Genomic DNA, 12,106 nt, shown 5'->3' with positions numbered 1-12,106 from the left:
CGTCCTGTCATCGCAGCGAATGATCGCCTGACTGCACTCGCTCAGGGTGTGGTAGATCCGGGTCAGCCGATCGATGGTCGCCTCGTTCGCCTTGCGCGCGCTGATGTCATGCACGCGGATCACGACCCCATCGACTTCGCTGGCCTCGTCGAGCCAGGGGCTATACGAGACCTCCCCCCAGCCGGCCTGCCTACCGCGCCTCGGGAGCGGCGTCTCATACACGACCGAACGCCCAGCGAGACAGGCCCTTAACCCCTCTTTGTCTTCGCCCTCGAGTGCGGCGGGACCCATCGCGTCTGAGACGCTGCGACCGATGACCGACTCGCTGGAGACCCCCCAGGAGTCCAGATACGCTGCGTTGGCAGCACGATACACCAGCGATCGGTCGAGATAGGCGAATTGCTCGCCGCTTATCGCGATCATCCGGCGATAAAGCTCGGCCTCCTCCCGGCCCTGCGGATTCGGATCGGCCCTCGCCCCGGCAGAGCGCTCACCCGAGGACCCTTCTCCCGGTATCATGATCCGGCCCCCTATGTTGAGGAACTGCGACCGCTTGCATCCGCGGACGAACGGGGTCCAACATCCAGCCCATCAACGACATCCGTCGACGCGGCACCGGCCCGGCGGCAGCCTACTTGGAGATCAGGGAGCCCCGGGACGGTTGTGAGATTGCTCCGACAATCGTCGCGCAAGGCCGCAGCACACACAAGAGCGACAGCCGTCCGCCATCACGCCGCATTGTACACCACGCGTGATTGAGGACCAGACCGCCATCGGCGGCTCCGCAGCGGATGTATAGCCCACACACAGGCCGGGCGATTTCATCATGATGACTCCGGATCGGCATCCCGGTAGCTGATCCCGTCATCAGCGAGACGCGCCAACATCGCCGCCATCGCCGCCTCGACACCATCGCGGCCACGAAATCCCAGCCGGATATGGGCATCGTCGCCCAGATGGGGCAGGCTAAAGAGCTTGAGCTCGGAAAATCGCTCTGCGAGCTCGCACATCATTGGGATCAAGCGACTTTCCGGGACTCCGCGAACCTCGACCGCCCGCTCCTGCAAGACCGCTGCGCTCCCGTAATGGCGCTCGAGCACCCACTCGGCCATCGGCCACGCCATCTGCGGGAAACCGGGGAGGAACCAGTGCCTGCGAAGCGCAAAGCCCGGGATCTGATTGGTCGGATTCGGGATCAGACCACAGCCTGCGGGAAGGTCCGCCATCAGGATGCGATAGGGGTAGGCCTCCGCGCCGAACCTTCCTTCGAGCAGAGCGACCGCCTCTGGGTGTCGTACCAGGTCCAGGCCGGCCGCGGCCGCCGCGCAAGGCCGTGTCCGGTCATCCGGGGTGGCACCGATGCCGCCACACACGAAGACGGGATCAGGACGAGCCATCGAAAAACGCAGATGGGCGACGAGCACCTCAGGCTCGTCCGGAAGCAGCCAGTGCCAGGCCAGCTCGTGACCGCGCTCGCCCAGCATGCCTTTGAAGGCGCGCAGGTGCTTATCCGTACGCGCCCCCTTGAGGATCTCGTCACCGATCACGATCAGGCCAAAGGCCACAGGAGGTCCGGGTGAGGCGGTCGACATGGGAATCCAAGGTGCAAATGCTCGTGATGGGTGGGCGGATCGTGACATCAAGAGCTGACAGGCCATCCCGCATACCATGTCTAGCGATTGTCCGTTGGCTCACCTCAGCGTTGTGTCCAGATCCGAGCGCAACCGGTTGACATTCTCCATTTACCTCGCCGCCGCGCGGTGCGCATCGCCGGATGAGCGTGGGAACGAGCAACGAGACTCTGCCCTAGAACAACGCAAAGGGGCCAAAGACGTCGTTGGCGGTGCTGCGACCCGCCGCTGGCGCGGGGGCGGTTACTCCCCGGGCTCGACAGCTTTCATGCTGAGCCGAATCCGTCCTTGCTTGTCCACCTCCAAGACCTTGACTCGAACTTGATCGCCCTCGGCGAGCTTGTCGCTGACACTCTGGACACGCTCCTCGCAGATCTGGGAGATATGCACCAAGCCGTCGCGGCCGGGCAGGATGGTGACGAAGGCACCGAAATCCATAAGCCGCGCGACACGACCCTCGTAGACCTTACCCACCTCGACGTCGGCGGTGATGAGACGAATCCGTCGCTTCGCTTCCTCGCCGGCTGCCTTCTCCACCGAGAAGATCTTGACCACGCCGTCGTCGTTGATGTCGATCGTCGCGCCCGTCTCTTCCGTGATTGCACGGATCACCGAGCCGCCCTTGCCGATGACGTCGCGGATCTTCTCCGGGTGGATCTTGAGCTCGATGATTCGCGGCGCGTGCTCGGACATCTCGGACCGGTGGGCGTCGATCACCTTGTTCATCTCGCCCAGGATATGCAGGCGTCCGGCCTTCGCCTGCTCCAGTGCGATCTGCATGATCTCCTTGGTGATACCCTCGATCTTGATGTCCATCTGCAGCGCATTGATCCCGAGCGTGGTGCCAGCCACCTTGAAATCCATGTCGCCGAGGTGGTCCTCGTCGCCCATGATGTCGGTCAGCACAGCGAAGCGATCTCCCTCCTTGATGAGACCCATGGCAACGCCCGCCACCGGGCCCTTGACCGGCACACCCGCGTCCATCAGGGACAGACTGGTGCCGCAAACGCTGGCCATGGAGCTCGAGCCGTTGGACTCAGTGATCTCCGAGACGACCCGAACCGAGTAAGGGAACTCCTCGATACTCGGCATGACCGCGAGGACGCCGCGTTTGGCCAAACGGCCATGGCCGATCTCACGCCGCTTCGGTGAGCCGATCCTGCCTGTCTCACCAACGCAAAAAGGCGGAAAGTTGTAGTGCAGCATGAAATGCTCGCGGCGCTCGCCTTCCAAGGCATCGATAATCTGCGAATCGCGCTCGGTACCGAGCGTGGTGATCACCAGTGCCTGGGTCTCGCCGCGGGTGAAGAGGGCCGAGCCGTGCGTGCGGGGCAAGACACCTGTGCGGATGGTAATCGGGCGCACCGTCTGATTGTCCCGGCCGTCGATCCGAGCGTTGCCGGCGATGATGGAGCCGCGCACGATCTTCTTCTCGAGTGCCTCGACGGCACCCGTAACCTGTTGCTCGGTCCAACCGGGTGTCTCACCCCCGCAAAGCTCGGTCGTGACCGACGAGCGCAGGGCATCCAGCGCCGCGTAGCGAGTCTGCTTTTCCTTGATGCGATAGGCCTCGCTGATGCGGTCACCACAGACGCGCGCGACCGCGTCAGCCAACTCGGTATCGACAGCTGTCGGCGTCCAGGGCAGCTCAGGCTTGCCCACCTCGGCTGCCAGCTCGCGGATCGCCTTGATGGCCAGCTGCATCTGCTCGTGGCCGTACAAGACGGCGCCAAGCATGACCTCTTCGGAGAGACCGCGCGCCTCGGATTCGACCATCAGCACCGCATTCTCGGTCCCCGCCACGATCAGGTCGAGGTCCGAGTCCGGACCCAGCCCGACGATCGCCGGGTTGAGGATGTACTCGCCGTTCTTGTACCCGATCCGGGCGGCACCGATCGGCCCGTTGAACGGCGCACCCGAGATTGCCAGGGCCGCTGAAGCGCCGAGCATCGCAGGAAGCTCCGGATTGACCGCCGGATTCAGCGACTTGACCGTCGCGATCACTTGGACCTCTTGCGTGAAGCCATCCGCAAACAGCGGGCGGATCGGTCGGTCGATCAGACGCGACGTCAGGATCTCGGCCTCGCTCGGACGGCCTTCGCGTCGGAAGAAACCGCCGGGAATGCGCCCGGCGGCATAGGTCTTTTCTTGATAGTCCACGGTCAGCGGCAGGAAGTCACGCGTCGCGCCGGGGCGTTTGTCGACCACGACGGTGACCAGGACGACGGTGTCGTCCATGTTGACCAGCACAGCACCGTCGGCCTGGCGGGCAATCTCGCCGGTCTCGAATGTCACGGTTTGGTCGCCGAACTTGAATTGCTTAACGATAGCTTTGGGAATCACAACTAAATCCTCGGGGTGTTTGGTCCGTCGAAGCGCCGGGCCGTGTCCCCCTGCGACCTTAGGGCGCCCGAGGGCGCCCAGGTCACAGGGCTCTGTGTGAGTGCCTCCGGCGGCGCTCCGACCACCCGATCGCCTACTCGAGCCCGGCGCGTTCGCGTAGCGCTGAAACATTCGGCGCTTCGCGCGGCCCATGGAGCGCCCGTACTGATGTCTGTCCCGGACGGCAGATGAGTTAGGGCCTGCTTAGCGGCGCAGTCCAAGACGTGTGATCAGCTCGCGATAACGGTCGAGATTCTTCCGCTTGAGATAGTCGAGCAGCTTGCGCCGGGAATTGACCATTCGCACGAGGCCGCGGCGCGAGTGGTGGTCATGCTTGTGTTCCTTGAAATGTTCTGTGAGCTGCTGAATACGCGCCGTCAAGAGCGCCACCTGAACCTCTGGTGAACCCGTGTCGGCATCCGCACGGCGATAATCGTCGACGATCTTCTTCTTCTCTGCTGAAGTCATTGTCATTGTTGGTCTCCTGACTGAGGTTGGGGACATGACAAGGTCGTTGTCCAAGTGTGGTACGCACCTGATCGATCACCCCGACAATGACTTCAGGGGATCGGACCATTTCGGGAAACGCGGATCTATTCCTTAGCCCTTTATAGAGAAGGGCGACCGCCGTTCTAAAATACAACAAGTCATTGACAATGCTGATGAGGCTTTATTCATGGCAATGTTAACTTTCAAATCAATCGCTTGGGTTGCACTCGGCCATCTTCGAGGATTGCGCCGACACCGACGAACGATTGAAGCGAATCGTAAAGCCGCACCAGGCCCTGCGTCGGGGCCTGCGGGACCAAGACGGGCTGGCCCTGGCGCAGATAGAAGGCCGCATCGGCGGACAGACGCACTGCCGGCCAATGCCCGAGTGCGCTGTCCAGCGGCAGCAGAAGCGCATCCAGCCCGGCAAAATCGCCCAAGCCGGCCAGATTGTCGAGGTGGTCGAGGGTCACGAAGATCCCGGGTCCTTCAGAGTAGGGGCCGACTGCGGTCCGGCGCAAACCGCTCACATGGGCGCCACAGCCCAGCTCTTGGCCGATATCCTCCGCGAGCGTGCGCACATACGTCCCCTTCGAGCAGTGCACATCAAGCTCGATCTCGGGAAGCTCGGACGCAAGCAGATTGAGCTCGAAGATCTGGATCTGGCGCGGATTCCGCTCGACCTCTAACCCCCGCCGAGCCAGCTTATAGAGCCGCTGTCCTTGGTGCTTGACCGCGGAGTGCATCGGGGGCATTTGCTCGACGGTCCCGACAAAGCCCCGCAGGACCTCCTGGATCCGATCCTCGTCGATCCCCTCAACCGGCCCGGTTGCCAGCACCTCGCCCTCGGCATCGGCGGTGGCCGTGGTCACACCCAACCGGACCTTGACCCGGTACCGCTTGTCCGCATCCAAGAGAAAGGCCGAGAACTTGGTCGCGTCCCCGAGGCAGCAGGGCAAAAGCCCGGTAGCCAACGGATCAAGGCTTCCGGTGTGTCCTGCCTTCGCAGCGCGATAGAGCCGCTTGACACGCTGGAGAGCATCGTTCGACGTCAGCCCGATCGGCTTGTCCAACAGGAGAATGCCTGTCACATCCCGACCGGTGCTACGACGACGGCCCATCGACCGGTGACTCCAAATCGGCATCATGGTGCGAGGTCTGACTGGACCTGCCGACCGCTTCTGTGATCAGGGCCGCGAGGCGTGCCCCATGGCCGATCGATTCGTCGAAGACGAAGTGTAGCTGCGGGATCGCCCGGAGGCGAATGCGCTGCGCGAGTGCATGGCGCAGGAAGCCGGCAAGCCGTCCGTTGAGCAGACGCTCCTGCTCGGCGGCCCCCTCATCAGTCGGAAAGCAGGTGAAGAACACCTTGGCGTGGGCTAGGTCACGGCTCACCCGCACCTCATGAACGGTGATATTGGCAAGCCGGGGATCCTTGACCTCATCGTGGATCAGCGTCGAGAGCACCCGCTGAATCTCGGCACCAATGCGTTCCGTGCGATCGAACTCCTTCATGTCAGAGCTCGCGCGCCCGTTCGGTGCGCTCAAAGACCTCGATCTGATCTCCGGGCTGGACGTCGTTGTAGTTCTTCACACCGATACCGCACTCGAGTCCGGCCTTCACCTCGGTGACATCATCCTTGAAGCGCCGCAAGGATTCGAGCGCGCCTTCGTAGATCACGACATTGTTCCGGAGTACCCGTATCGGGCTGTTGCGCTTAATGACTCCCTCTGTGACCATGCTGCCGGCGACGGCACCGAACTTGGATGAGCGGAAGACATCTCGCACCTGCGCCAACCCGATGATCTCCTCTGACACGATCGGACTCAGCAGGCCGGCAATCGCCTTCTTCACGTCGTCGAGCAGCTCATAGATGATGCTGTAATAACGCAGGTCGAGTCCTTTCTCCTCGACGATGCGCCGCGCCGCGGCATCGGCACGAACGTTGAAGCCGAGCAGGATGGCGTTGGACGTGACGGCAAGATTGGCATCGGATTCGGTGATTCCACCGACGCCGGCGGCGACCAACGCCACCCTGACCTCTTCATTTCCCAATTTCAAGAGGCTGTCCTTGAGTGCCTCTAGGCTCCCCTGAACATCCGCCTTGACAATGAGATTGACGGACTTCTGCTCACCTTCCTTCAGCTGGGAAAAGAGCTGGTCGAGACTCACTCCACGTTGCTCGTCGATGCGGCTCTGGCGCGAGCGGGCCGAGCGGAACTCTGCAACCTCGCGCGCCCGGCGCTCGTCAGCCACCGCCATGACGTCGTCACCGGCGTAAGGCGTCCCCGAGAGGCCTAGCACCTGCACCGGAATCGACGGTCCAGCGGCGTCCACCGACGCTCCGGACTCGTCGAACATCGCCCGTACCCGACCATATTCGCCGCCACTGACGATGATATCGCCGCGATGCAGCGTCCCGGATTGCACGAGGACTGTCGCAACCGGACCGCGCCCCTTGTCGAGACTGGACTCGACGATCGTGCCACGCGCAGGGCCTCCGACGGGCGCCTTGAGCTCCAGCACTTCGGACTGCAGCAGGATGGCGTCCAGTAGATCGTCGATACCTTCACCGGTCTTAGCCGAAACGCGCACCATCATGGTATCCCCGCCCCATTCCTCGGCAACCACCTCTTGCTGGGTCAGCTCCTGCATCACTTTGTCGGGATTCGCATCGGGCTTGTCGATCTTGTTGATCGCAACGATCAGCGGGACGCCGGAAGCCCGGGCATGTTGGATCGCCTCGACCGTCTGGGGCATCACCCCGTCGTCTGCCGCCACAACCAGAACCACCAGATCGGTTACCTTGGCGCCTCGAGCACGCATGGCCGAGAACGCGGCGTGTCCCGGCGTGTCGAGGAATGAAACCGTGCCCTTGGACGTCTCGACGTGGTAGGCGCCGATGTGCTGGGTGATGCCGCCAGCCTCGCCCGAGGCGACACGCGTGCGTCGAATATGATCGAGCAGAGAGGTCTTGCCGTGATCGACATGACCCATAATGGTCACAACCGGCGGTCGGGGCAGCACTTCCGCCAACCCAGCCTGCTCTTGCACCTCCTCAAGCAACACGCCCTCGGCATCACGCTCATCCGCCATCACTGCGCGGTGGCCGAGCTCTTCGACGACGATCGTCGCCGTATCGCGATCGAGATTTTGGTTGATCGTGACCATCATCCCCTGCTTGAAGAGCTCCTTGATGACCTCCGAGGACTTCACCGACATTCGACTGGCCAAATCGGCGACGGAGATGACCTCAGGGATCTCGACCTCACGCACGACCGGCGCGGTCGGCTTCTGGAAGACGTGTTTGTCCTGGAGCTGCGGCTTGGGCGCCCTTTTCTTTCGGCGCAGTCCGCGCCCGGCCGCGCCGAGTCCCGAATCGACCTCCTCGTATTCAGCTCGCGGGGAGACCTCGACCTCGACCTCGCGCGCACGCAAGGCGTCCTTGCGACCCGCCTTCTTAACCGACCGCTCCTTCTCCGAGACGTCCACCGCCTTCTTGGCCGCCTTTTTCGGCTTCGCGGCCTCGGTGCGCCGAGCGACGACAGCATCGAGGCCTTCGATTTCACCGGCTTCGACTGCAGGCTCCGCCGCGCCCCCAACGGACCGCTCAGACGCGGCCTCGGCGGCGAGTCGCGCTGCCTCCTCCACCGCCGCCCGCTCGGCCTCCACGAGGCGCCGGGCCTGCTCTTCCAGTCGGCGCTTCTCTTCGAGCTCTCGGGCCTGGCGATCCTGCTCTTCCTGCTCTGCCAGCCGACGGGCCTCCTGCTCAGCGCGCATCGCCTCGAGCTCGACCCGTCGGCGGGTACCCTCGTGGGCCGCCCCGCTCGGCGCGCGGCGCTGCGCGGCAGCAGGAACGGGCGAAGGTGACGGCGCCACGGCGGGCTCTTCAGCACGCTTGACGTAGGTGCGCTTGCGCCGGACCTCGACGCTGACCGTCTTACCGCGCGCGGCCGGCGTAGGCCGGGCGCTGCCTGCCCCGCGTGTGACCGCGGCGGGCTGGCGCAGCTCGCTAACCGACTTGCGCTTGAGTGTGACCTGACCGGGCGCCGCACCGGCGTCGGCCTCGGATTTCCCGTGGCTGCGACGCAGATAGCCGAGCAGCTGCAGCTTCTCCTGCTCCGTCAAGGTCGCATCCGCACCCGCGGCGCCGATCCCTGCCTCGTTCAACTGGGCTAGGAGGCGCTCGACCGGGATGCCGACCGTAGAGGCGAGTTGCTTGACCGTGACTTCACTCATGAGCTGACCTTTGATCCTCTAACCCTGCCGGACATCCGCGAACCAGGGCTCGCGGGCCTTCATGATCAAGCGCGCCGCCCGTTCCTGGTCCATCCCTTCGATGTCGATCAGGTCATCGACAGCCTGCTCAGCCAGATCTTCCATGGTCGTGACCCCACGCGCAGCGAGCATGTAGGCAAGGGACTCGTCCATCCCATCCAAATCGAGGAGATCCTGTGCCGGCTCCCCGGCTCCACCTTCCTCTGAGGCGATTGCACGCGTCAAGAGGACATCCTTCGCACGCTCGCGCAGCATCTCGATGCTCTCGTCGTCGAGTTCTTGGATGGCCTGCATTTCGGCCAGAGGCACGTAGGCGACCTCATCGACCGTGCTGAAACCCTCTTCGACGAGGATGGTGGCGAGATCCTCGTCGACCCCGAGCTGCTCCATGAAGCTCTCGACCGAGCGGCGCGCCTCCTGCTCGCCTTTGGCTGCGGCATCCTCCTCGTTCATGACGTTCAGGTTCCAGCCGGTCAGCTGACTCGCGAGCCGAACATTCTGGCCATTTCGCCCGATCGCCTGGGCCAGGTTCTCTTCCTTCACGGCCACGTCCATGCTGCGGGCCTCCTCATCGATGACGATCGAGACCACATCGGCCGGCGACATTGCATTGATCACGAACTGCGCGGGGTTCTCATCCCACAGGATGATGTCGACCCGTTCCCCGTTGAGCTCGTTTGAGACAGCTTGAACCCGCGAGCCGCGCATGCCGACACAGGCGCCCACCGGGTCGATCCTGGGGTCCGTGGTGCGCACGGCGATCTTCGCCCGTGAGCCCGGATCGCGGGCTGCGCCCAGGATCTGGATCAAGCCTTCCCCGACCTCTGGCACCTCCAGCTTGAACAGCTCAACCAACAGCTCGGGGGCCGTGCGACTGACGAACAACTGAGGCCCCTTGATCTCAGACCGCACGTCGCAGAGATAGCCGCGCAGGCGGTCGCCCGGGCGCACCGATTCGCGCGGGATCACCTGGTCGCGCGGGATCAATGCCTCCGCGTTGTTGCCGAGATCGATCATGATCGTGCCACGGTCCGCCTTCTTGACGATCCCCGTCACCAGCTGGCCTTTACGTTCCGAGAAGGCCGCGACGATCTTCGCCCGCTCGGCCTCGCGGACCTTCTGGACGATGACCTGCTTGGCCGTCTGGGCGGCGATGCGACCGAAGAGCTCCGACTCGATCTCCTCCTCGACGAAATCGCCGAGTCCAAGGCCTGGCTCCAGGACTTGGGCCGCGGACTGTGTGATCTCCCGCGATGGGGCATCGAGCACGCCGTCCTCCGGGTCAGGTACGATCTCCCAGCGCCGAAACGTCCGATAATCCCCTGTCTTCCGGTCGATGGCGACGCGCACGTCGATCTCCCCGCCATGCTTCTTGCGGGTGGCCGACGCCAACGCGGCCTCGATGGCCTCGAAGATAACGCCTTCGGGCACGTCCTTCTCATTCGAGACGGCCTCTACGACCAGTAAGATCTCTTTGCTCATTCCACCTTAATCCGTCTTAATAGCTCCGGCACACGAATCGCCAAAACAAAAGGGGGGTGGCCGAACCAACCCGGGTCCCGGGGACCCACCCGCCCTCAATACGAGGGGACTAGCCTCGCCATCTCAACCTGCTCGAGAGGGATCGTCCATACACGCCCCTCCGCAACGAGGTGCACACATCCCTCCGAGCAGCCCTGCAGAATCCCCTCAAGATTGCGCCGTCCATCGAGCTTCTCGCTCAGCCGGATCCTCGCGCGCGATCCGACGAATCGCTCAAAATGCTCCGGGTTCACGAGAGGGCGATCCAAGCCGGGCGAAGACACCTCGAGGTCATAGTTGCCCGGAAGCGGGTCCTCTACGTCCAGAACCGCGCTGAGCTGCTCACTGACAGCAGCACAATCCTCCAGACCGACGCCCTTTTCTTGGTCGATGTACACCCGAAGCGTGGTGCGGCTCGCCCCCTTGCGGAAGAGCTCGACCGCCACGAGCTCGTAACCCAGCGGCTCGACCACCCCACGCGCCAGACGGCTCAGGCGACTCTCTGCCGACTCCATCCTAGCCCCTGCTAAACAAAAATTGGGCCGATGGCCCAACCTCCAGACACGCTCGAAAGAACGCGCTCTTGCCGCGCCGTCGTCATGGCACGATCGAGCGCCACCATCCGCTCAGTGCGTGCTCAGGCCATGACTGCCTCGCGATCGCCTGAGCCCGGGACAAAACCGCCGGGACAAAAAAACCCCGTCACGGGGGTTGACTAGGGAGATGCTGATGAATCGCCATCCTGGCCATCATCAGCTCGCCTTCCGAGCGGCGCGACTCTTGGGAGGCCCCATGTTCCGGCACTGAGGTGCCTCAACATGCCGGAACCTCCTGCCCCGCACGGGACACGCTGAACACGTCAGCGTTTCATGCAAGGCCGGCCTTCATCGCGTCAGGTTGCCGCTCTCTCACCGAACCTCTGGATTCTATCTGCTCGGGTTCTCCTTCGCAAGGCGCGAGACGCGGCCGATCAAGGGCGGCGCGGCTCTCCGCCCGTCCCTTCGACGATGCTGCGATCGAGGTCCGTTGCCAAATCGGGCCACCCTCAGGCACTCTCGCAGCCACCGGGCGAAGGGGCAGCCTGGAGACACGGGCGCCCGACGCGCATGGAAGCAGCCCTCCTCTCAAGACAGGACCCAACAGAGCGACGATGAACGATCCCTCGAACCTCCGGACACCGATCGAGCAGGTGTTGGCCCGCACCCATTCTCTGCTCCGCGAGGCGGAGGACTGGCTCCACCTGCCGATGCCGCCAACCGAAGTACGTTTCGATCTGCACGGCCTGGCTGCCGGACAGGCGAGGCTCGAGATCGCGGGCCGGGCGCTCATCCGATATAACCCAACGCTTCTGCATCGACATCCCGCGGAGTTCCTCCGCGAGACCGTTCCGCACGAGGTCGGGCACATCGTCGCCTTCATACGCCACGGCACCCGGATCCGTCCGCACGGCGCGGAATGGCAGACCATCATGCGCCACTTCGGCGCGTATCCGTCGCGCTGCCATCGGTTCGACACCTCAACCCTACGCGCACGAACGCTCCGCCGATTCAGCTATCGCTGCGGCTGTCGCACCCATCAGCTGAGCAGCATTCGCCACAACCGCGTCCTTGCCGCAGGAGTGGTCTATCTCTGTCCCCGGTGTCGCCAACCTTTGCGCCCGGATCCCGGACACCAGCCCTGACGTTTGCCCCGGCGGCATCTCGGATGCGATCCAACGGGTGCCCGATCTGCTTCGACACGATGCGAGGATCGGGCACCCGCGTGCCTCGCGTGACACTTTCGAGTGCCCGTCGTTGAATCCGGG

At 63.8% G+C, this 12,106-nt stretch carries 10 protein-coding genes; 1 reads left to right on the top strand and 9 read right to left on the bottom strand.

What is annotated here, in order from left to right; all coding sequences use genetic code 11:
- The 9 genes from LJE61_RS10975 to rimP all read right to left on the bottom strand — a co-directional run.
- Positions 1–519 (bottom strand): PAS domain-containing protein (locus LJE61_RS10975; RefSeq protein ID WP_296918395.1); only part of this gene is annotated, 519 nt, incomplete at its 3' end.
- Between the two features lie 305 nt (positions 520–824).
- Complete coding sequence (locus tag LJE61_RS10970) at positions 825–1,592, bottom strand: molybdopterin-binding protein (RefSeq protein ID WP_296914316.1); 768 nt, start codon at positions 1,590–1,592, stop codon at positions 825–827.
- Between the two features lie 282 nt (positions 1,593–1,874).
- The gene (gene pnp / locus LJE61_RS10965; protein WP_296918393.1) at positions 1,875–3,974 is read right to left on the bottom strand and encodes a polyribonucleotide nucleotidyltransferase; all 2,100 of its coding nucleotides are present in this window, start codon (positions 3,972–3,974) and stop codon (positions 1,875–1,877) included.
- Positions 3,975–4,217: 243 nt separating this feature from the next.
- The gene (gene rpsO / locus LJE61_RS10960; RefSeq protein WP_296911129.1) at positions 4,218–4,487 is read right to left on the bottom strand and encodes a 30S ribosomal protein S15; all 270 of its coding nucleotides are present in this window, start codon (positions 4,485–4,487) and stop codon (positions 4,218–4,220) included.
- Positions 4,488–4,705: 218 nt separating this feature from the next.
- A complete protein-coding gene (truB, locus tag LJE61_RS10955) occupies positions 4,706–5,623 on the bottom strand; it encodes a tRNA pseudouridine(55) synthase TruB (RefSeq protein ID WP_296911132.1) in 918 nt (305 codons plus the stop codon).
- A complete protein-coding gene (gene rbfA / locus LJE61_RS10950) occupies positions 5,607–6,017 on the bottom strand; it encodes a 30S ribosome-binding factor RbfA (RefSeq protein WP_296911135.1) in 411 nt (136 codons plus the stop codon). The genes truB and rbfA overlap by 17 nt, the downstream gene beginning before the upstream one ends.
- 1 nt (position 6,018) lies before the next feature.
- Positions 6,019–8,742, bottom strand: coding sequence for a translation initiation factor IF-2 (infB, locus tag LJE61_RS10945; RefSeq protein ID WP_296918391.1), 2,724 nt, complete (start codon positions 8,740–8,742; stop codon positions 6,019–6,021).
- Between the two features lie 18 nt (positions 8,743–8,760).
- Entirely contained in the window at positions 8,761–10,263 is a 1,503-nt protein-coding gene (gene nusA, locus LJE61_RS10940) for a transcription termination factor NusA (RefSeq protein ID WP_296910842.1), read from the bottom strand.
- A 95-nt stretch (positions 10,264–10,358) separates the two neighbouring features.
- Entirely contained in the window at positions 10,359–10,817 is a 459-nt protein-coding gene (gene rimP / locus LJE61_RS10935; RefSeq protein ID WP_296910840.1) for a ribosome maturation factor RimP, read from the bottom strand.
- A 635-nt stretch (positions 10,818–11,452) separates the two neighbouring features.
- On the opposite strand from rimP, the gene LJE61_RS10930 reads away from it, so the two are divergent.
- Positions 11,453–11,983, top strand: a complete 531-nt coding sequence (locus LJE61_RS10930; RefSeq protein WP_296910838.1) for a SprT-like domain-containing protein — start codon at positions 11,453–11,455, stop codon at positions 11,981–11,983.
- Positions 11,984–12,106 lie beyond the last annotated feature (123 nt).

This window comes from Thiocapsa sp. (assembly GCF_022340925.1).
Lineage (GTDB): Bacteria > Pseudomonadota > Gammaproteobacteria > Chromatiales > Chromatiaceae > Thiocapsa.
Note: the sequence above shows the minus strand (reverse complement) of the source record. Positions and strands in the feature narration are given on the sequence as shown.

Coding starts and splice junctions, on each gene's coding strand:
- LJE61_RS10970 (WP_296914316.1), bottom strand. CDS start 1,592: ATGTCGACCGCCTCACCCGGACCTCCTGTGGCCTTTGGCCTGATCGTG.
- LJE61_RS10930 (WP_296910838.1), top strand. CDS start 11,453: ATGAACGATCCCTCGAACCTCCGGACACCGATCGAGCAGGTGTTGGCC.
- infB (WP_296918391.1), bottom strand. CDS start 8,742: ATGAGTGAAGTCACGGTCAAGCAACTCGCCTCTACGGTCGGCATCCCG.
- rpsO (WP_296911129.1), bottom strand. CDS start 4,487: ATGACAATGACTTCAGCAGAGAAGAAGAAGATCGTCGACGATTATCGC.
- truB (WP_296911132.1), bottom strand. CDS start 5,623: ATGGGCCGTCGTCGTAGCACCGGTCGGGATGTGACAGGCATTCTCCTG.
- nusA (WP_296910842.1), bottom strand. CDS start 10,263: ATGAGCAAAGAGATCTTACTGGTCGTAGAGGCCGTCTCGAATGAGAAG.
- rimP (WP_296910840.1), bottom strand. CDS start 10,817: ATGGAGTCGGCAGAGAGTCGCCTGAGCCGTCTGGCGCGTGGGGTGGTC.
- rbfA (WP_296911135.1), bottom strand. CDS start 6,017: ATGAAGGAGTTCGATCGCACGGAACGCATTGGTGCCGAGATTCAGCGG.